Below are 21804 nucleotides of genomic sequence, written 5' to 3' on the forward strand. Positions count from 1 at the left end.
TAGTTTGGCGGTTCCCTTAGCCAGGAGTTCGTTATCTTCAACCAGTAGGATCTTCAAGATTGTCACCTTTGATCTGACTTGGTACGTTTAGGGGCAGGGTAAATGTTACCGTGCTTCCCTGCCCTAGTCCAGGGCTTTCAAGCCAGATATTACCACCCATCAGTTCCACCAATCGCTTGCAGATAGTCAGCCCTAAGCCGGTGCCCCCGTAGGAGCGCTGGGCAGAACCATCAGCTTGCACAAATGGGGAAAACAGTTGCTCTGAGTTTTCCATCTCAATACCGATACCCGTGTCGCGCACCGAGATTTGAGCCATTGTCCCAGTACTATCGACGACAGCCCGAACATCTATTTGGCCCTCATCTGTGAATTTGAAGGCATTATCCAGCAGGTTTGTCATCACCTGGCGGACTTTGATCTTGTCGGCGAAAACAGTCTCAATTTCACAGTGGAGTGTTAAAGGAATTGCCTTGTAGCGGCTTTCGGCACCTGAGAGAAAACATTGCTCTTGTAAAAGCTTTTCCAGATAAACTGTCTCCAACTCTAAGGCTATGCGTCCGTCTTCAATCTTGGCAATGTCCAGCACATCGTTAATGATAGTAACGAGATTTTGCGTCGATTGGTAAGCGCCGTCGATATATTGGCGTAACTCCTCTTCGTCTTCATAAAGGCGCTCTTTGAGCAACTTTAAGTAGTTTAAGGTCGAGGCCAGAGGGGTTCGCAGTTCGTGGCTGGTAGAAGCCAAGAAATTGCTCTTGAGGCGACTCACCTCTTCGGCGGCAGCTCGGGCATGAGAGAGAGCTTCGTTGTGCATCTCAACTACCAGGCGTTGCTGCCGTTCACGCTGATAGAGGCGGTTTTGGAGCACGGCCAGCGATAGGTGAATGTTCAAAGACTGGATGAGTTCCATCTCTTCGATGCTCCAGGGGTGAGCTTTATCTTGTTTGAGCGCCTGCCATTGCGCCATTGACTGGCGGGGTCGCTGTTGGCGCTCATCAACGTCCTCATAACCCGGCCAAAGATTTTGTGTGCCGATTTGGTCACGAAAGAAGGTGAGATAGCCCAAGAATTCTTTACCATAATACAACGGTTGAACAATCAAACCCTGAATCGGTGTGGTCTGGAAAGATTCAATCAGTTGGTGCAGACGCGGTTCTTGCTGAAGATTAATTACGACTCGCAGGGCAGGTTTATCCTCTTGGGTTAAGGCAGTGTCGATAGGAGCAGGAGTTATGCCTACCTCTTGCCAAAGGGGATGATTTTCTAGTAAGTGTGGTTGCTCAAGCTCTGATGGGGCCGGCTGATTTCCGTAAGTATAAAGATGGGCTGGTAAAGCCTCATCTGGGGAAGTGAGGTACAACCTTCCTCCAGAACTGCCAGAAGCTTTTACTGCTTGCTCCAGAACGTTATGCAAAATCTGCTCAGGCGCTAGAGGTGCGTGCAGCAGAGTGGCAATTTGATTAATAATCGCTTCGCGCTGATGCTGCTCCTGTACCTGACTCAGCAGACTTGCCTGGGTAATTGCCAGTGAAACCTGGTCAGCAAGCAATTGGATGACCTGCAAATTCTCAGATGTAATCTCTCTGGGTTCGGCATGATGAGAGATCAACAGTCCCCAGAGTTCCTGTTGATAAATTATTGGTACCACCAGAGAAGATTGCACACCCATCTGGGTGAGATAGTCCACATGGCAAGGGTCTACTGGACGGCTTAAGATATCTTCAAGGGGTTGCTCTTGCACTTCTTCAACGGTCAAGTCCCCGGTTGCTGTAGTTTTGGGGGTCGGCAGCGAGTTAAGGATAATGCGCTGCTCGCTGACATTGACAATGGAGCGGGTACGTGCTTTAACAAACAAGGCCCGCGCTTGGGGGGGAATGTCATCAGCTGGATAGTGTAATCCCAGCAAAGAAGGCAGACGATTGGGAGCACTCGCTTCGGCAACGACATGCCCATGCCCGTCGCGATCAAAGCGGTAGACCTTAGTCCGGTCGGTTTGCAAAAATGCCCGCAGTTCGATCACAGTTGCATCTAAAATCTCTTGGAGGTTCAGGGATTGCCGGATGCGGTTCGCCATGCGAGCGAGCAGAGCTTCTTTACGTTCAGGAAGTAACTGATCTTTTAGGATTCTAAAATCGGAATTTGTAGCCAACTGGTACTCCAATTTTTGAGAATAATTATTTATTATTTAACTAGGCTAGCAATTGCGATCGCTAATTTGACTGGTTCTATTGGCTTAGTCAAATGTTTTTGGAATCCGGCTTCGAGAATTTGTTGCTGGTTAATCTCTCCAGCATAGGCTGTCAGTGCGATCGCTCGAATATCTCCCCCTTGCTCAGGCGGTAGCGATCGAATTTGCTGAATCAGCATATAGCCATCCATTTCTGGCATCCCAATATCACTTAAGAGAATATCTGGTTTCTCAAGTGCAAAGGCTTCTAGTGCTTGCGAAGCTGAGGCGAAGGCACGCACAGAGGCACCATACTCTTCGAGGATGAAAACTATTAGGTCGCGGGTGTCAACTTCATCGTCCACGACTAGCACATTTACCCCCTGAAGATTAGGGGAACTATCAGGCAAAACCTTGTCTTCACTTATTTGAGGCTCGACACTCCTGATAGGTAACAACACAGTAAAGGTGGCACCTTTTTCATCTCCCTCACTTTCTGCGTGGACTGTTCCACCGTGCAGTTCAACGATTTGACGAACGATCGCCAGACCAAGCCCCAAGCCGCCAAAGGTTCTTGTTGTGGTATTGTCAGCTTGCCGGAAGTAATCAAACACGTGAGGCAAAAATTCTGGGTTGATGCCCTTACCCGTGTCACTCACCTGGATTTGCGCTTGTGTACCCACGGACTCAAGTGCTATTTCCACCTGACCCCCAGATGGTGTGAACTTAAGGGCGTTAGATAGCAAATTCCAGACGACTTGCTGCAAACGACTGGGATCGCCCAAAACTTGGCCGACATTCCGTTCAAATTTCGTCTTGAGTTGAACTGACTTGGCTTGAGCCGCTAGACTCACAGTATCAAGGGCTACTTCAATGACAGCAGATAGGTCAACACAGGAGATATTTAAGCTGAGTTTGCTTTGAAGAATGCGGGAAACATCCAGTAAATCTTCCATTAGCTGAGACTGCAACTTGGCATTGCGCTCAATAGTTGCTAGGGCATAAGCCGTCTTTGCTTCATCAAATTTGCGGGTTTGCAGGAGTTTTACCCAGCCCAAGATCGGGTTGAGGGGGGAACGCAGTTCGTGAGATAGAACAGCGAGGAACTCATCTTTGAGACGATTGGCTTGTTCAGCTGCATTTTGTGCCGCTTCGCTAACGGCACGAGCGGCTTGCTCACGCCGTGCAGATTCTTCGGCTGCTTGACGGGCATTGCTACTGTAAAGAGCGGCGGCGGTAAAATTTGCGAGGCTTTTCATTAATCGCAAGTCTTCTGCATCAAACTGCCGATGCTGATCATGGGATACAATCCAAATCGTGCCAAGTGGTTGATTAGCAATCAATAAAGGAACCACTAGGATCTCGACGATTGTTGGCTTAAACTCTTGCAAGTAGGTGAAATAGCGTTCTGGATAGGAATAAAGCAGAGGGGTTTGACGTTCTAGGCAGATGCCGCAGAAACTAGAGGTGTAAAGAGTGGGAGTTTGTTCATACGCTTCTAACATCCCGGCTAGTGCGAACCAGCGACACGTATCTTCCCCGCTCGGAGTCACCTCAAGTAAGCTGACACCTGCTGATTCTGCCCGACACAGTTGAGTAGTGATTGTTACAAGCTTTTTGAGTAGAATTTGAGGCTGCTCAACTAGTTGCCGTACTAGGGTATGAAGTGCATCGTTCTCTTCTTTGAGGTCAGTGGTTCTGGGTACTCGACGGGACAACTCTTCAGTGATCAGAATATCATCTAAACATATTTGCTCCACTTCCTCGTTCGTCATTACACTACTCCGCTTCTAAGAAATATTGCCTCAGCAGTTCCTGTCCAGATTGACCCAAGTTTCGTAACATTTCTTCAATTTTTTTTAAAAAAATTTATAATGAATTTTGAATTCTGAATAAAAAGGTCTTATACACCCGCCTAATAAGGGCAGTCTACAATTTGGTGGTAGTATAAAACCCATTTATTCATTTTCAGTTCTGGATTTTGACCAAGCCCTCCGGGCAAGGCAGGAAACAGGAGAAAAGAAAAAGTTTCTGAGAAAGCCTTTTGCCAAAAACTGGTTGGATTCAGGCCACCATACCTCCGGTATGGTGGCCTGAAATTTTATTACGGGACTCGCTACCCTACGCTATCAGTTATGGTTATAAGCCCCGATAGATTGTTGCCTGTAGCATAAATGCCCCCTGCGTTCTTTTTTGGCTTCGTTTTATTCGCATAAAAAAAAGACTACGACAAAATTATTTGCCGTTGGTACTTCCTGAGGGAAGATTTTGAAAGTTACTTCCAATACCAGCACGGCTTTTTCGGATGAGCGCTAGTACAGCACGGCGGAAATAAGCCATCCATTTAGAATATATAAAACCCTTACGTAAGACTAATTACCAATTACGTTAGCGAGTCCGTTTCGCGTCATTACGAATTACACAAAGCGGTACTAGTTGCATTTACCATCTTGGGGAAATTGTCCGTTAATGAATTTGGTGAACATCAGGGAGTATGAAATTAATTTTGTATAGGTATTAATCACCACAGTTGACTTACCTTAGCCGCAAGTTCTGCCGGGTTCATCTGCTCGTAGTGTTCAAAAGGTTGATGAATCCAGGGGTTGTCAGGCAGATAATCAACATAATAATTGGGTGCTATAACTGAACAGGCTTTATACCAAAGAACGGCGGTGCAAATTTCCTCAATGGGAAAATCAGTATTTTGCTTGAGCCAAGGTATACTCTGCTGGAGTGTGATCCCAGAGTCTACCAAATCATCCACTAGGAGAATACGCGAACCTAACTTTTCGGTAGTCATTGTTAAGTGGCGCGAGAAAATTAAATTACCTCTTTCTTGCTTTCCAGTGTCACTGTAAGATGAGGTTGCTAAAATTGCCAGGGGCTGCTGATATATACGGGAGAGAATATCTCCAACTCGCAGTCCTCCTCTAGCAAGACAGATAATCTGGTTAAATTCCCAACCGGATTCATAAATCTGAATAGCCAGTTGTTCAATTTTTTGGTGATAATCTGACCAAGAAACATAAATATCTGGCATAACTCTAACGGGAGTGGTAGATAGCTAGTATTGAAGGCGATGTCTAGGATGGTGGTCACTGAGCTTGCCGTTGACGCAGCCTCTCGTAGAGAAGTGCGGACTGTGACGCTCGTTCGCGTAACGTCTCCCCGAATCCCAAAGGGAGAGGAGAGGCTACAGCAAGGGAGAAGATTCGCTCTCCGTGGCGCTATGGGTGACGCAAACTTTTTATTTGAGTATGAGTGCAAGTTATTATGAACGATTCTGCTGCTGATGGCGATGCCCAACGAGATATTCTCAGTGAAAAACTCGACTTTAAAACAAAACTGGCTTACGGTGCAGGAGATTTAGGCCCAGCAATTACTGCAAATATCTCTGTCTTTTATCTGCTGTTTTTCTTTACCAATATCGCTGGTATTCCTGCGGGTTTAGCTGGCGCTATTTTGATGATTGGCAAAATCTGGGATGGCATAAATGATCCGGTTATCGGGTTCCTGAGTGATAAAACAAAATCTCTGCGCTGGGGCCGTCGTCTTCCTTGGATGTTTTATGGAGCAATTCCCTTTGGAATTTTCTTTTTCTTGCAGTGGATTGTACCGCAATTTAGGGCAAATCAGAGTGATAATATTTGGCCGATGTTCTGGTATTACGTAGTGATTGGGGTACTATCTCAGTCCTTTTTCACGGTTGTGAATTTGCCTTATACGGCAATGACTCCAGAACTAACTCAAGATTACGACGAACGCACCAGCCTTAACAGCTTTCGATTTACATTTTCCATTGGTGGTAGCATTCTGTCGTTGATTTTAGCGCAAATTGTTTTTTCCCAAATTGCCGATCGCCAACAACGATATCTCGTTTTAGCAGCAATTTGTACGGTAATTTCGATTTTGGCATTATATTGGTGCGTTTTTGGAGTCCGCGATCGCATCCTGGCTTTTGAGACTAAACGCATCCAGTCCGAGGAACCTGCATCTCTCTCCTTCTTGGAACAGCTAAAAATTGTCTTTAGCAACCGACCTTTTTTATTTGTTATTGGTATATATCTTTTTTCTTGGCTAGGTGTGCAGATTACAGCCAGCATCATTCCCTATTTTGTAGTCTATTGTATGGGTCTTAAAGAATCAGATGTGCCCACACTGTTGATTGCAGTTCAAGGAACCGCCCTGCTGATGCTATTTGTCTGGGGGGCGCTGAGTAAAAAAATCGGGAAAAAAGTTGTTTATTTTCTGGGAATGAGTTTATGGATAATAGCAGCCACCGGACTATTTTTCTTACAACCTGGTCAAATAGTTTTGATGTATTTGATGGCTGTGATGGCAGGTGTTGGTGTATCTACAGCTTATCTAATTCCCTGGTCGATGATTCCAGATGTGATTGAATTAGATGAACTCCAAACCGGACAACGCAGAGAAGGCATTTTTTATGGGTTCATGGTTTTGCTACAAAAATTTGGTTTAGCTTTCGGGCTGTTTTTGGTAGGAAATGCTTTGCAAGTATCGGGTTTCAAAGCATCTGTAGCCGGAAGTATAATCCCTACCCAACCGGAATCGGCACTGTTTGCGATTCGCGTTGCTGTTGGCCCCATACCTACAGTTTGTGTGATTCTTGGCTTAGTTTTAACGTATTTTTACCCGATTACCCGCGAGATGCACGCAGAAATTATGCTGAAACTCAAAGAACGGCAAGAGAAGAAGGGGAGTTAAAGAAGTTTTTTAACTAATTCCGTGGGTTTAAGTCCCCCGCTTCTATAACCGGCAAGTTTTCTGTTGACTTAAATCCTATTACAAAACTTTACTTCCGACTTCCGACTTCTATGAACTAGATTCATCCCAAACCACAGGAAAGGAATAATCTGAAAACGCCGATAAATCTTGATTTTTACTGCGGGTTTCTTCATCCAGAACTTTGACAACTTTGTTATAAATATCTTGTGCTTGTTGCGGGGAATCACCGATGCTGGTTAATCCCAACTTGCCAAACTGCGAAAGGCAACCCATAAGATGAAACACTGTGCCCGTTTCAGTCCCGCTATCGAAGTGTAGTCTCTGGTCAGCGATGATATCCATCAAATCATTCGGCAATAATCCCTGATAGCGCTCTTTTTGAAGATTATCAGTAGCAATGTAGTATTTTGGACGACCTTGCTGACTATAAAATAAGCCCGTCGAAAGGTCATAGCGACCGTTTGTTAATAGTTTCAGGGTCATGAATGGATGAGTTGTGCCGCCTTTACGTAGGTTAATTTCGATCGCCTGAATATCCCACTCTTTATTACCCTTGTCAACGGCGATAAAATCTAATCCAAATCGCTCTAAAGTGCCTTTTTCTGCTAGCTTTTTGCCAACTTGTAGTCCCAATTGCTGTAATTGCAACCGATAGCTTTCATCAGCCGGAAAGCGACAACCAAGATAAATCTGACCGTCTGGGCCTCCGAGAATTTGGTCGTGCGTTGAAAGGATTTCGACTTCGCCATTAGGTGTAATCCGTCCTTGGACACTGGGCGAACGCTTAATTTTTCCTTCCACAAAAGCTTCGGCGATTCCCCCTAATTCCGGAAGTCTTCCAGAAAAATTGTCCCAAGTCTCTTGTTTTGCTTGAAAGCGCATTATTGAAAAGCGATCGCTAATTGCTGCTACCCTTTCGGCATGAGTACCTTTACCGGGTGCTAAATTCTCAATCGGTCTCAGATCGAGCAAGGCATTCCCCTCTCCAGAAATACCTTCGTTGAGTTTTATCACTACCCGTTGTAATGTTGGTTGTCGTTCCCACAAATCACTAGTAGCTTCTGCCAAATCTGTGTGGTTCCAAATTTTTTCGCTGCCATCTGGATATGGTACTCCGCTTTCCTTGAAGATTTGCCGACTACCACTTTTTGTTCCCCAAATCTGTAAATCTGGTGCAGCAGCATACAGGGGTACACCTAATTTTAAAGACAATTCGCCTTCCCAGTGCGAAGAGTTGTAACAAATCATAAATGATTTGTCTAGCCTCAAAGCTTGATGAATCCGCTCTAGCAGGCGGGGACGTTCTAAAATCTTTTGGCTTAGAGGCTTAAGGGAGGAATCGTAAGTAGAAAGTAGCAGCAAGCGATTGCGAGCATGAGAAAAGGGAATTCCTGGCAATAGTTGCAGATAATAATCAATGATACTAGGATGCAACGGTACTGATGTTACATAAACCAGCCGAGTCCGGGGATTTTGCAACCGAATTAAGGAAAATAGTAATCTTTCTTCATAATGTTCGCAGCCTTCGATCTTTTGGAGTTCGCGCTGGTCGATACTCAGGGAGGGAATAATTAAAATATCCGCTTCACTATTATCAAATAGCTCGGTCGTTTTCCAGCGATCGCGCAGGGTTAATTGTAAGTGTCGAAACTTTTCAACCTGCTCTAACTCGGAAATATTTAGTGTTGCCATAACCCTTGCTCTCTAATGATCCAAATGTAGCGTACCACGCGGCTTTTAGACAATTAGTGTGGAGGTATAGCCGCAGCGTCAAGATTCAGGATTGCTATATGTGTTTTGTAATGTTAAATATTGACATTTCCTCCTAGTAAACGGCTTTAACGCTCCAAAGCTAGAGCCGCTTACTACAAACCTTTAATTATTTAAGCAATAACAGATGATTATAAACCTAATTTAGTAACTCTTATCTCCTTAATTTATTTTCCCTCTTAAGGGTGAGCAAATTCCAGGTTAGTTTACCTCTAGGGAGCGATAAAGTACAACAACATAATAGTTAACTTAAAAGTAGATGAAAAGGAGAAATTTTTGATCACATGAGAGTTGTGCACTTGTTTTTGCTGATCAAATGAATAGCGTGTGTCAGATGCGAGGAAAAATAATCTAAGTCGCATACAGTTACCCGCAAGAAGTAAGTTTGGCAAGCATCTGGGGTATAAACACCTAAAATTGCAAATGGCGAGTGAGAGCCAAAGCAAAAAAGAAACCTTGGGTTAAGTTTTCGATCCAAGGTTTGGTTTTGGAACGGGGAGCAAGGCGAAATAACCAATGTCCAATTCAATATATAATTACCAAGACAAAACCTATGGCTAAATCAAAAGAGCAGAAAGAAAAAAAATTACAACCGCCACAGCAACAAGAAGCACCAGGTGTTGAATCAGAAATGACACCAAAACCGAAAGCAGATGATGCCGAGTATCGGGGTAGTGGCAAGTTACAAGATAAAGTAGCATTAATTACGGGTGCCGATAGTGGTATTGGTCGTGCTGTAGCGATCGCATTTGCTAAAGAAGGTGCAGATGTAGCGATCCTTTACCTCAATGAACACGACGATGCCAAAGAAACAAAACATTTGGTAGAAAAACAAGGGCGTCGGGCAGTAACCATTGCAGGCGATATTGGCGATGAAACTTTTTGTCAGCAAGCTATACAACAAACAGTTGGTGAGTTTGGCAAACTCGATATTCTGATCAATAACGCTGCCGAACAACATCCAAAAGAAAGTATCGAGGAAATCACCAAAGAACAATTAGAGCGCACTTTTCGCACTAATATATTCTCGATGTTTTTCATGACTAAAGCTGCACTCAAGCATTTACAAGCAGGCAGTTCTATCATCAATACTACATCGGTAACAGCTTATAAAGGCAATCCACAACTACTAGATTACTCATCTACAAAAGGTGCGATCGTTGCCTTTACTCGCTCCTTATCACAGAATTTGGTGTCCAAAGGAATTCGCGTTAATGCTGTCGCGCCAGGGCCAATTTGGACACCTTTAATTCCCTCAACTTTTCCCGAAGATAAGGTTGAAAGTTTTGGCAAACAAGTACCAATGGAACGACCCGGACAACCAGAAGAAGTTGCTCCTAGTTACGTATTTTTAGCCTCCGATGATGCTTCTTATATGTCTGGACAAGTCTTACATGTCAATGGTGGAGAAGTTATTAACGGGTAAGTAAAATAGTTAGGAGTTAGGAATTATAAACGATATGTTAGACATCTCCGAAAAAGAATGTAGAGACGCAAAATTTCGCGTCTCTACAAGGGTTATAGATAACGCATATTTAATTTCACCAGATGTCTATTATGAATTTATAACTCTTAACTTTTAACTCATAACTCTTAACTCATAACTCCACCCTAATTGTCTTCCATTGGAGGGATGAGTGAATATTCAAATATTGATAATCTATCTAGAAGGAAACATTTAAGAAATAATAACTACATCTATGGCATCTCCTACACCACTGCATGGCACGGAACTAGTAGATTGTGCTAGAGCAAATGCCAAGGAAGGCATTGAAACTGCTGCGTATCAGTGTGGCTATGGTCAAGACCTCAACAAATTTGCACAAGAACTCAGACAAGCTTGTGAAGACATGAATTTGCAAGTGAAGGAACTCAGCGGATTGATTACTGAGCAGGACTTGATACTACAATTGGGTACTGGCGAAATTATTGCTCCAGACACGGCATCAGAATTGTAAAAGTTAGTCATTTGTCATAGTAGATTAGTGCCTATAGCGATCGCTACTTCTAATCATCGTTACAGAAAATAAGCCCAGACAATAGCGATCGCACCTAATATTCCTCCCAATAATGCTCTAGCCTAGACGCTTCTTCGGCTTGTCGTCAGACATCGCCTCGTATCCGATTACCTACAACACTCTAGGCTATATTTGATCGAAATATCGCGGACTTCTTGGCTTTGTTTCTCGATTAACCGTTCTTGAACCCTGTAGTCGAGATATTAAACCTCCATCGCCTCATCCTTAGAAAGCAAACAAAAAGCCAAAGTGTGCATTGTTTCTGGGAAACCCTAGTCTAGGCAAAAGTGGGAATGTGCAACGCCACATTTGTAATACGCTTGTAATATTTCCTACTTTCAGTAAATTGAAAACTTTCAAGACTTACGCAAAAAGGCAGTGAAAGCCATGATTTGCCGTAGGGGCAATTCATGAGTTGCTCCTAAATTTTGTACTTGATGCGTAAGTCCTAACTTTGTAAATTAACAAAATAGTAAGGGTTTCGGAGGCTGAGAATTCCTGGTGATTCGCTGGATAGTCCACCTACAACAGGTTTACTCGAAAAATACAATAATTTATTAATTCCAGCAGATTGTGTTTCCTAGCTTAAAGGCATGACTGGTGAGGCTTTTGCAAAACTTTTCGCTCCACTGACTTGAGGTTAGTACTATATCACTGCTGGCTCTTGTAATAAAGATATGAATTGATAATCAAAATGAAGCATAGATAAAGAATACTTTTTAAAATCTTTAAATATCACAAGTTTTATTTATACAAATTTTATACAATTAATATCTAGGCAGAGAAAAAGCATGAGATCATTTATAGCCGTGGACAGATAGTTTAGGACATTTGCAAATCCTAAGAGAGCGGCTGTCACAGCTATCTATAGCAGACTTGTCCTAACCATTATGGCAGCCGCTATATATGTGAGCAATTTTTATTTAAAGCTCATCAAAACTTTGAGATTTCTTTAAAAAGAATATATCAATGTGAATATTTAAACAAAGTTTCACAAAAAAGATAGACACAATACCATGATCTAGTGTCAAATGTGTAGTTGTGTAGTTGATTGATCTCAGCATAATACTTAGGTAAAGTATGTAAAAATTATTACGTTTAGTAGACTTGCTTGCTTAAGTATGTATCTGCCCCGACTGGGCGTTGGTTGGCATCAACTTCATGCATTTGCACATCAGTGAGATTAAAAGCTCTCAATCAATGGTGATTTATAATTTTTTATTAAATTCACCAAACTGAATTTGCATGCATTAAAAATTGAGAAATTTGTAGGAAGAAAACAAAGATTAAGAAGGACTTATACGCCCTTCAACTAATCTTCAGTATTTTTTGCCATACATATTTTTCTATATATCCGCTTTCAGAAAAGATATAGGAGGATATATCACGTCATACTCTTTTATTTTAATGTTGATGCGAATAGGCAGCAGATTAGCAAAAGGGTATACATAAAAAAAAGAATTTGTATCAGCAATTGAGTGAAATAGGATCAGCATTAATAAATATGTTAATAGGCAAACAATAATAGCTTATTAATATGTTGAAAATATTCAACATAAAACTAATCCAGAAGCATTGATTATGGTTTTAGTTTTAGCACTATTGCGAGGCATATATCTGAATGATTGAACAAAATAAAAGTCTTAATCAAGAGTTGTCAACATCTGCAAGTCCAGTAATTGGTACTCAATCACCTCTAGAAAACATTGGTCAGGGACAATCCAGTATTTCTGGTTCGGCTAGCAGCGTGCTCTCTCAGGGAGATGGACTCAAAGCAGAGTACTACGACAACATCGACTTTACAAACCTGAAGCTAAGTCGCACAGATCCGACGGTGAACTTTATCTGGGGCACTAATTCTCCAGATCAGTCTATCGGTGCAGATACCTTCTCAGTGCGTTGGACAGGTCAAGTGCAAGCCGAGTACAGCGAAACTTACAAGTTCTACACCACTAGTGATGATGGTGTACGACTGTCGGTAAATGGTCAACAAATCATCAATCAGTTTAACGATCACTCGGCTACAGAATACAGTGGCTCGATCGCACTGGTTGCAGGTCAGAAGTACGATATTAAACTTGAGTATTACGAAAATACTTACTCTGCCGTTTCTCAACTGTCTTGGTCAAGCGCCTCTCAGGCAAAGGAAATCATTCCCCAGTCCCAACTGTATAGTAGTAATGGCAACGTACCTGGTAATGGTAACGGACTCAAAGCAGAGTACTACGACAACATCGACTTCACAAACCTGAAGCTAAGTCGCACAGATCCGACGGTGAACTTTATCTGGGGCACTAATTCTCCAGATCAGTCTATCGGTGCAGATACCTTCTCAGTGCGTTGGACAGGTCAAGTGCAAGCCGAGTACAGCGAAACTTACAAGTTCTACACCACTAGTGATGATGGTGTACGACTGTCGGTAAATGGTCAACAAATCATCAATCAGTTTAACGATCACTCGGCTACAGAATACAGTGGCTCGATCGCACTGGTTGCAGGTCAGAAGTACGATATTAAACTTGAGTATTACGAAAATACTTACTCTGCCGTTTCTCAACTATCTTGGTCAAGCGCCTCTCAGCCAAAGGAAATCATTCCCCAGTCCCAACTGTATTCACCATATCTTCAGTCCACTATCACCTTAGGATCATCTTCCACGACTGTAAACGAAGGCGATGGTAATGTATCCGTTACTTTACTGAGGAATGGCGATTTAAGCGGCACATCATCAATCAAGTATGCCACCTTCTCTGGTACTGCCACAGCAGGAGTTGACTACGGAAGTGAAGGCATTGAAAGCGCTGGAACAGTTATTTTTGCGCCGGGAGAAAGCAGCAAACAGGTATCCATTCCAATCAATGACGATTCCTTAGCAGAAGCTGATGAAACCTTTAATTTTGTCATTGATCAGTCACAGGGGGCAACACTAGGACTCCAAAGAACTCTCGCAATTACGATTCAAGATAACGATAGCTCTGCACTCGACTTCACTAACCCAACAGTTAATGAGGGTGACGGTTCTGCGACGGTGACAGTTACACGAGGTAACGCTTTGGGGGCTGCTAGTCTGAACTATATAACCGTGGATGGGACTGCGAAAGCGGGATCTGACTATAAGGCTGCATCTGGAACCTTGAATTTTGCAGCCGGAGAAAGCAGCAAGACCATTGTTATCCCGATTATTAATGACACCGTTGATGAGTCAGATGAAACATTTACTTTGAAGTTCAGTAACGCAGTTGGAGTGAAACTAACAACTCAACAGGCAACTATCACTATTCTCGATAATGACTCTGGTAACTTTGCTTTAGATACGGTAGCTTCTGGTTTGACTCAACCCACAGCTTTTGACTGGACATCTGACGGTAAGACCATGTTCATTGCCCAGAAAAATGGGGTAGTGCGAGTCTTGAAAAACGGCAGCTTATTATCAACACCATTTGTCGATATTTCTGGAGAGGTAAATAGTGCGCACGATCGCGGTCTGTTAGGCATTGCCGTAAATCCAGATTTTGGCAAAAGTCCAAACGGCAATAACTATGTTTACTTGTTGTATGCTTACGATCCACCAGAAACTAATCCAAACAATTCTAAGAACAATCCCAATCAGTTCTTAGACAATCCCGATCAGAGTGGGAATCGTACTTCACGGCTAACTCGCATCACAGCTGACCCCAACACTAATTACACTACTGCTATTGCTGGCAGCGAAGTTGTGCTGATCGGCACAAATGGCACTTGGGACAATATCAGCCACCCAGATGGAAATAGCACAGATATTACACTTGGCTATGCACCATCAGGAATTATCAACAAAGATACTGGTAAACGGTTTACCAGTTTGCAGGATTATCTGAATAATCTCGATAAAGTCGAAAATATCCAGAATTTTGTAGCTGGCGATAGTGAATCTCACTCAGTTGGTGCTGTGCACTTTGGTACTGATGGTTCTCTGTTTGTTAGCTTCGGAGATGGCACTTCCTACAATGGGATAGACCCGCGAGCAATTCGCGCTCAGGATGTGGATAATCTGTCCGGTAAGCTCCTGCGGATTAATGCGATTACTGGTCAAGGCTTTTCAAATAATCCTTTCTACAACGGTGATCCCAATAGCAATAGTTCCAAAGTTTATAGCTTCGGTCTGCGTAACCCCTTCCGTTTCACAATTGATAAAAAAACCAATACCCCCTATATTGGTGATGTTGGCTTCAGTCATTACGAAGAAATAAATATCGCAAAACCAGGAGCTAACTTTGGCTGGCCATTCTTTGAAGGCGGCCTTGATGCGAATAATAATATCGTCAGCCTCAAACAACCACAATATTCTACCCTAGATGCAGCCCAAAACTTTTATAGTAGTGGCAAAACTGTTACAGCACCAGCTTACACTTACAAGCATTTTGGTTCCAATTCGATTACTATGGGTGACTTTTACACAGGCAAGACTTTCCCATCAATCTATCAAGGTGCCTTATTCGTTGGTGATTTCAGTCAAGGAACCATCGATGCTTTGACATTCAATAGCCAGGGTAAAGTTGTCTCAATTAAGCGGTTTGCTTCCGATGCAGACACACCTAATCTAGGAGTACCTGTACAAATTACTACTGGACTGGATGGTAATCTCTACTACGCAAACTACACTGACGGCGAAATTGATCGCTTCCGACCTGTTTAGAGATGACTTGAAGGAGGTAAGAGGAGCAAACTCCAAGGAAATTCTACACTTCGGCAAAGCTACAGTGACCACCTTGGATGATTTGGAGCCACGTAAAGAGCCGTACCCTACGGTAAGCTTAGTACAGTATTTCACAAGTTCGTAGCGTTATTAAATCTCGCAAAGCCTTACTAGTCGGTCGCTCAATTCGTCACGGATTTATGAAATGCTGTACTTAGACAACAGTGGGGGTTTAAAACCCTTACTGAAGGCAGTTTCCTCCTGCCTGCTGCCTTTATTGATCAAAGTTATTAGTTATCAGTGAACAGTCAGATAAATGTTCACTGATTTTGGTCAAGAAAACTTGGTCAGAAATCCCAATAATTTTTTAGTATTTGATGTCAGGAGTGTACGACGATAAGCATCAGCTGCTTTTTTAATAGCTTCGGCTTGAGTCGGATAAGGATGAATTACACTGCTTAACTTACTCAAACCGATCTGATTCACCATTGCCGTAGTCACTTCTGATATCATCTCACCCGCGTGACTGGCGACAATAGTTGCACCGATAATTTTATCAGACCCTTTTTTATGGTGAATTTTAAGAAATCCTGACTCTTCACCATCTGCGATCGCTCGATCTACACTATTAAAAGCTATCTTGATTGTCGTCACCTCAATACCCAATTTCTGCGCCTCATGTTCGTACATCCCTACATGGGCAATTTCTGGGTCAGTATAAGTTACCCAAGGCATTACCAGACTACTGAGTTTGGAGCGTCCTAAGCCAAAGGGAGAAAACAGCGTATTTTTAATCACAATCCGCGCTGCGGCATCAGCAGCATGGGTAAACTTCCAGTTCATGCAGATATCGCCAGCTGCATAAATTTTGGGATTGGTCGTCTGGAGATAATCATTTACCTTCACACCTTGGTGCTTGTCGTATTCTACACCCACTGCTTCTAAATTTAAACCTTCCACATTCGGCGATCGCCCCGCACCGACTAAAATTTCATCTACTGTAACCGAATCTCGATGACCATTGGCGGAAAAGTAAAGCCGTTTACCCTGGGTAACAGTTACCACTTCTTCTAATTTGGAATTCAGTACCACGCGAATTCCTTCGCTAATCAAAACCTTTTGGAGAATTTCAGCCGCCTGGGCATCTTCTTTATTCAGAAGATGAGAACCGCTATGCAAAAGTATCACCTCACAACCCAAGCGCCCAAAAGCCTGCGCCAATTCGCAGCCAATGGGGCCGCCACCAATCACCACCAAACGTTCCGGTCGTTGAATCAGCGAAAAAACTGTCTCATTAGTTAGATAACCCGCCTTTTCAATTCCCGGAATCGACAGTTGTGCAGCTCTTGCGCCAGTAGCAATTACAGCTTTTTTAAACCGGAGAGTTTTGTCACCAACTTCCACGGTATTTTTACTCGCAAATCGACCGCTACCCAAAAAGACATCGACACCCAACGATGAGAACCGCTCCGCCGAGTCGTTATGGCTGATATCAGCTCTTATGCGCCGCATTCTGGCCATGACTTTGGGAAAATCAACATCAATATTATTCTGTTGAGGAATATTAACTCCCAAGTCTTGAGCATCCCAGATTTCGCCAACGACGCGGGCAGACCGAATAATAGTTTTAGATGGTACGCAACCAACATTTAAGCAATCCCCACCCATGAGATGCTTTTCAATCAACGCCACTTTTAAACCCAAATCCAGAGCCGCCGCACCCGCCGCCACTACTAATCCCGCCGTACCAGCACCAATTACTACCAAGTCGTAAACATCGGCGGGTTGAGGATTAAGCCAATTTGGCGGATGGACGTAAGACACCAACTTTTGGTTATACTCATCCATTGGGCGAACTGTAACTCTCTCGAATTCTGAATTGGTCATTGGTGGAACCTCATTTGAGAATTAAAAATGCTCAAGTCAGCGCCTTTGCGGTATTCAAAATTAAGAATACCTGTAAATTTAGGCGGCTCAATCTTTTATTTTTAAAGCTTATTTAACAATGAATACAGCCTTTGAACTGTTTTGTCCGTCTGGAATTGACAGATACTATTAAAGCTTTCCTGTATAAAGGTTTCAGCAAGGGATAATTTGTCTTTAGCAGAAGGGGTTAGAATTTTTAATTGCTACTTACCTTCTCTTCCAAAGCTTTCCGCGCAATCCGGGTTACATAAACTGTCACAGCGACTGTAGCAATCAAACCCAAAATCCGAATTGCCCATTGTAAAGTCGGGTTGGTAGGTTGAGCCTCAGTCCCAATCATGGCCAGATTACCCGCAAGAGAACCAATATAAACATACATGATGGTTCCGGGAATCATACCTACAGAGCCGATGAAGTAATCTTTAAGTGAAACTCCGGTAATTCCAAAAGCATAGTTCAACAAAATAAAAGGAAATATGGGAGACAGTCGCGTTAACAGGACAATTTTTAATCCTTCTCTACCAACAGCTTGGTCAATGGCGGCAAATTTTTTGTTATCTGCGATTTTAGCAGCAACCCAGTCCCTTGCTAAATAACGTCCCACAAGGAAAGCAGCAGTAGCGCCAAGGGTTGCCCCAATGAACACGTAGAGAGAACCCCAAACTGCACCAAAAATTACACCCGCTCCCAAGGTGAGAATAGAACCTGGAAAAAGAGCGACGCTAGCAATAATGTAAAGGGCAATAAAAGCTATGATTCCCACCGCACCGAGGCTATCAATCCACTGCAAGGCTTCGCGTAAAATAGCTTGGGGATTAAAAGAATTTAGATTTGCAGATTTTTGTGCCAAGGCAAAGTCTGTGTTTAACAAAAAAGCAAAGCTACTTACTAGTAATATTAATAAAATTAATCTAAATCGATTTGTGATAAATTGCTTGTTCATAACTTGCAGGGGTAAGAGGAATTTTTAAATCAGTTAAAAGGGCAGTTAGAAACCGTACGTCAGTCGCCTCTCCCCCTTGGGCTACGGACACAAGTCGAAAAAAGCTGGACATTATTCTCTCGTTCCCATGCTCTTCATGGCAATGGCTAATTAGGGGCTGCTGCCTCCAGTTAAATATTGAGTCGGAATTGAGTCTCTGACTCAATGAATGCATTCCCATACTGAGTATGGGAACGAGGAAAACCTCATCAAACTACGTTTTTAGGACTTGTGTGTACACCTTAGCCCCCTTGGGAGAAGCACCTGGTGTGCGAATTCTATTTACCCTAGCTCAATGTTGACCTTTTGAGGCTCGACGTTGACCTTCTGAGGCTTGACGTTGACCTTCTGAGGCTCGAAGTTGACCTTCTGAGGCTCAATGTTGACCTTCTGAGGCTCGACGTTGACCTTCTGAGGCTCAATGTTGACCTTCTGAGGCTTAATGTTGACCTTCTGAGGCTTGAAGTTGACCTTTTGAGGCTTAATGTTGACCTTCTGAGGCTTGAAGTTGACCTTTTGAAGCTCGAAGTTGACCTTCTGAAGCTCGAAGTTGACATTTACACCTTAAATCGAATACCGCTAAGATATACTATCTAGATCAGAAATAGCTTAAACCCTCTTAAATTTTTCTCGGCGATACCAGCTACAAATTCGCTTGGGTGAAATACCGAGTAAATAAGCAATAATTACTATTTGATTAAGTATCGTAGTTTTGAAAACTCCTTTTTGCAACCATCTACGGGCTGAAGTTACAACTGGTGTGGGAATAATTACAATGCGTCCGGTGCGTTTTAAACGACGCATGAGTTCAAAGTCTTCCATGATGGGCAATTCAGGAAAACCGCCGATTTGCTGAAATACTGCTTTTGTTAAAAAAATTGCTTGGTCGCCATAGGGCATTTGGCAAAAATGCGATCGCATATTTACTCCCCACTCCACCCATCGTAAACTTAAAAGTGATGCATCAATCCGCAAGTTAAACGCACCAGCCACAGTCCCAGGCTGTTGTAGCGCCATACGAATCATGTCATCAAACCCAGTCGGTAAACGGGTATCTGCATGGAGAAATAACAGAATATTACCGTTAGCAGCTACAGCACCGGTGTTCATTTGAACAGCCCGACCGGGAGATGATGAAATAACTTTGATACCTAATGACTGAGCAATTTTTACTGTGCCATCCTCTGAGCCAGCATCTACGACAATTATTTCTATATTTGTACTCTGTTGAGTAGTTGCAATTGCTTCTTTGATATTCCCCACTTCATTGAAAGTTGGAATAATAATAGAAATTTTCGTACTTCCAATATTCTGATTCATACTTTGACTGACTGCATAAGCTAATCGCCTGTTCTAAATTATGTACAATAATCCACAATAAATCTGTTTACCATAGGTGTGTGGTAGTTCACTCTATTGGTTTTCAATCAGGTAATCTATCATTTAAAAGCGATCGCTACCTACAAGTTCGCTTGCAATCTAGCTAAAGTTGATGTTATCCCCAACATAATTACTATGACAGCTATTACCGTCAACTTAAACCCCATTATTCAACTCACTGACAACCAATTTTATCAACTCTGTCGGCAAAACCCGGAAGTCAAATTTGAACGCAATGCAGCCGGAGAACTTTTAATCATGCCACCCACAGGTAGAGAAACTGGAAATCGTAATTTTGAAATGACGGCAGATTTTGTGATTTGGAATCGCCAAACTCAACTAGGAGTTGGCTTCGATTCTTCCACTTGCTTTAAACTTCCCAATGGTGCAAACCGTTCTCCTGATGTCGCTTGGATTAGACAAGAGCGATGGGATACACTCACACTTGAACAAAAAGAAAAGTTCCCCCCAATTGCCCCAGATTTTGTTTTAGAGTTAATGTCACCCAGCGATACTTTGAGAGAAACGCAAGATAAAGTGCAGGAATATATCGATAACGGAGTGAAATTAGGTTGGTTAATTAATCCAAAAATGCGTCAGGTAGAAATTTATCGTCTTAGTCAACCAGTGGAAATATTAACATCTCCACAACAATTATCAGGAGAAGATGTTTTACCAGGGTTTATTTTAAATTTGCAAATAATCTGGAGATAAATATTTATTTATGACCGCGATTGCTATTAACTTAAACCCCATTATCCAACTCACTGACAACCAATTTTATCAGTTGTGTCGGGAAAACCCGGAAGTCAAATTTGAACGCAATGCAGCCGGAGAACTACTGATAATGTCACCTACAGGGGGAGAAACTGGAAATTGTAATATTGAAATTGCAGCAGATTTTGTGTTTTGGAATCGCCAAACTCAACTAGGAGTTTGCTTTGATTCTTCCACCTGCTTTAAACTTCCTAATGGTGCAAACCGTTCTCCTGATGTCGCTTGGATAAAAAAAGATAGATGGAATGCACTCACACCCGAACAGCAAGAAAAGTTTCCGCCAATCGCCCCAGATTTTGTTTTAGAATTAATGTCACCCAGTGAGAGTTTGCGGGAAACGCAAGCGAAAATGCAAGAATATATAAATAACGGAGTAAAATTAGGTTGGTTAATTAATCCCAAAACGCATCAAGTAGAAATTTATCGTCTTGGTAAACCGATAGAAATATTAGAATCTCCACAAGAATTATCAGGAGAAGATGTTTTACCATTTATTTTAAATTTGCAAATAATCTGGGGATAAATATTTATTGATTTCGGATTACTTGCTCAAATTGAATAATAGCATCGTACTGGTCAGGCATTGCGATATAACGCAGCAGTAAGGCGGGGTCTAAATTTGGAAAAACCTACTATACTGGCTCAACAACTCCATCTTGTTCCCAAATTACTGATTTTTCCATAGTTCCAAGTTCTGCAAATGTCTTAGCCGCTTTAAGGGTTCTATTTAAATCAATGCATGACTTAGCAGGGTAGATACCTTCTTGCCCCCCAACTATTACAGTTTCATCTGTGTCTGACTTTGATGGATCAACAAGGTAATGAAAATTATCATTATCAAACGTCACATACACCATGTATTTTTGTATACCACCACCAATAGCCATATGAGTTTCACCCTCAGTTTCTAGAGTTACAAGGGTCTTACGCTGCCCATTTAATTCTTTAATAGCTGCTTCTATTTCTAACCAACTCTGTGCTTGTTCTACACATCCTCTATTCTGATTTCCGAGCCAATGTTCAACTGAAAACTTAGAAATGAACATATCAACCTCACTTCAGCGTAATAATCTGACGACCGCTAGGGCTAATAACTTCAATTTCTTCGATAGGTTGAGTTTCTACCTGTACTAGACGTTCTCCTTCCCAAACGAAGTTATGCAACTCAAGAGCCATTGCAGCTTTGCCATTAAATAGACGATTTAAAACAGCACTTGGAATGCGATCGCACTTAATATAACTGTAGATGTACTCCTCAGTATTATCCCAAACTTTTGCAAGCGATCGCTTACCCTATTAGTTCTCAATCAGATTAAGCGTTCGTGATTCCACAACAAGCTGTCATTACCAAAACTTGCCTTGT

The 21804-nt window shown here is 42.5% G+C and carries 16 protein-coding genes; 7 read left to right on the forward strand and 9 right to left on the reverse strand.

Going from position 1 to position 21804, the window contains the following annotated elements; all coding sequences use genetic code 11:
* Window positions 1-37: 37 nt before the first annotated feature.
* The 3 genes from PUQ00_RS04575 to PUQ00_RS04585 all read right to left on the reverse strand — a co-directional run bounded on the left by PUQ00_RS04575 (window position 38) and on the right by PUQ00_RS04585 (window position 5207).
* The gene (locus PUQ00_RS04575; protein ID WP_300413593.1) at window positions 38-2149 is read right to left on the reverse strand and encodes an ATP-binding protein; all 2112 of its coding nucleotides are present in this window, start codon (window positions 2147-2149) and stop codon (window positions 38-40) included.
* A gap of 32 nt (window positions 2150-2181) precedes the next feature.
* Entirely contained in the window at window positions 2182-3942 is a 1761-nt protein-coding gene (locus tag PUQ00_RS04580; RefSeq protein WP_300413595.1) for an ATP-binding protein, read from the reverse strand.
* A gap of 746 nt (window positions 3943-4688) precedes the next feature.
* The gene (locus PUQ00_RS04585) at window positions 4689-5207 is read right to left on the reverse strand and encodes a phosphoribosyltransferase (protein ID WP_300413597.1); all 519 of its coding nucleotides are present in this window, start codon (window positions 5205-5207) and stop codon (window positions 4689-4691) included.
* A 233-nt stretch (window positions 5208-5440) separates the two neighbouring features.
* Between PUQ00_RS04585 and PUQ00_RS04590 the strand changes: the two genes are divergently transcribed.
* Complete coding sequence (locus PUQ00_RS04590) at window positions 5441-6892, forward strand: MFS transporter (RefSeq protein ID WP_300413599.1); 1452 nt, start codon at window positions 5441-5443, stop codon at window positions 6890-6892.
* A 108-nt stretch (window positions 6893-7000) separates the two neighbouring features.
* Here the strand turns inward: PUQ00_RS04590 and PUQ00_RS04595 are convergent, their stop codons facing one another.
* The gene (locus tag PUQ00_RS04595; protein WP_300413601.1) at window positions 7001-8605 is read right to left on the reverse strand and encodes a peptide ligase PGM1-related protein; all 1605 of its coding nucleotides are present in this window, start codon (window positions 8603-8605) and stop codon (window positions 7001-7003) included.
* Window positions 8606-9236: 631 nt separating this feature from the next.
* Between PUQ00_RS04595 and PUQ00_RS04600 the strand changes: the two genes are divergently transcribed.
* The 3 genes from PUQ00_RS04600 to PUQ00_RS04610 all read left to right on the forward strand — a co-directional run bounded on the left by PUQ00_RS04600 (window position 9237) and on the right by PUQ00_RS04610 (window position 15376).
* The gene (locus tag PUQ00_RS04600; RefSeq protein ID WP_300413603.1) at window positions 9237-10109 is read left to right on the forward strand and encodes an SDR family oxidoreductase; all 873 of its coding nucleotides are present in this window, start codon (window positions 9237-9239) and stop codon (window positions 10107-10109) included.
* Between the two features lie 274 nt (window positions 10110-10383).
* Window positions 10384-10641: a hypothetical protein gene (locus tag PUQ00_RS04605; RefSeq protein ID WP_300413605.1), complete on the forward strand. Its 258-nt coding sequence runs from the start codon at window positions 10384-10386 to the stop codon at window positions 10639-10641.
* A 1681-nt stretch (window positions 10642-12322) separates the two neighbouring features.
* Window positions 12323-15376, forward strand: coding sequence for a PA14 domain-containing protein (locus PUQ00_RS04610; RefSeq protein WP_300413607.1), 3054 nt, complete (start codon window positions 12323-12325; stop codon window positions 15374-15376).
* Window positions 15377-15709: 333 nt separating this feature from the next.
* Here PUQ00_RS04610 and PUQ00_RS04615 read toward each other — a convergent pair whose 3' ends face one another.
* Together PUQ00_RS04615 and PUQ00_RS04620 are read right to left on the reverse strand one after the other, a co-directional pair.
* Complete coding sequence (locus PUQ00_RS04615) at window positions 15710-17263, reverse strand: mercuric reductase (RefSeq protein WP_300413609.1); 1554 nt, start codon at window positions 17261-17263, stop codon at window positions 15710-15712.
* A 235-nt stretch (window positions 17264-17498) separates the two neighbouring features.
* Window positions 17499-18245, reverse strand: coding sequence for a TVP38/TMEM64 family protein (locus PUQ00_RS04620; protein WP_300413611.1), 747 nt, complete (start codon window positions 18243-18245; stop codon window positions 17499-17501).
* Window positions 18246-18590: 345 nt separating this feature from the next.
* On the opposite strand from PUQ00_RS04620, the gene PUQ00_RS04625 reads away from it, so the two are divergent.
* Window positions 18591-18881, forward strand: coding sequence for a hypothetical protein (locus tag PUQ00_RS04625; RefSeq protein WP_300413613.1), 291 nt, complete (start codon window positions 18591-18593; stop codon window positions 18879-18881).
* A 12-nt stretch (window positions 18882-18893) separates the two neighbouring features.
* Here PUQ00_RS04625 and PUQ00_RS04630 read toward each other — a convergent pair whose 3' ends face one another.
* Complete coding sequence (locus tag PUQ00_RS04630; protein ID WP_300413615.1) at window positions 18894-19604, reverse strand: TIGR04283 family arsenosugar biosynthesis glycosyltransferase; 711 nt, start codon at window positions 19602-19604, stop codon at window positions 18894-18896.
* Between the two features lie 195 nt (window positions 19605-19799).
* Here PUQ00_RS04630 and PUQ00_RS04635 point away from each other — a divergent pair, with 195 nt between their 5' ends.
* The gene (locus PUQ00_RS04635; RefSeq protein WP_300413698.1) at window positions 19800-20378 is read left to right on the forward strand and encodes a Uma2 family endonuclease; all 579 of its coding nucleotides are present in this window, start codon (window positions 19800-19802) and stop codon (window positions 20376-20378) included.
* 10 nt (window positions 20379-20388) lie between these two features.
* Entirely contained in the window at window positions 20389-20964 is a 576-nt protein-coding gene (locus tag PUQ00_RS04640) for a Uma2 family endonuclease (protein WP_300413617.1), read from the forward strand.
* A gap of 109 nt (window positions 20965-21073) precedes the next feature.
* Here PUQ00_RS04640 and PUQ00_RS04645 read toward each other — a convergent pair whose 3' ends face one another.
* Window positions 21074-21487, reverse strand: coding sequence for an Imm1 family immunity protein (locus PUQ00_RS04645; RefSeq protein ID WP_300413619.1), 414 nt, complete (start codon window positions 21485-21487; stop codon window positions 21074-21076).
* Window positions 21488-21494: 7 nt separating this feature from the next.
* On the reverse strand, window positions 21495-21617 hold the full coding sequence (locus PUQ00_RS04650; RefSeq protein WP_300413621.1) for a hypothetical protein: 123 nt from the start codon (window positions 21615-21617) through the stop codon (window positions 21495-21497).
* Window positions 21618-21804: the final 187 nt, after the last annotated feature.

This window comes from Nostoc sp. S13, from assembly GCF_029379315.1.
Lineage (GTDB): Bacteria > Cyanobacteriota > Cyanobacteriia > Cyanobacteriales > Nostocaceae > Nostoc.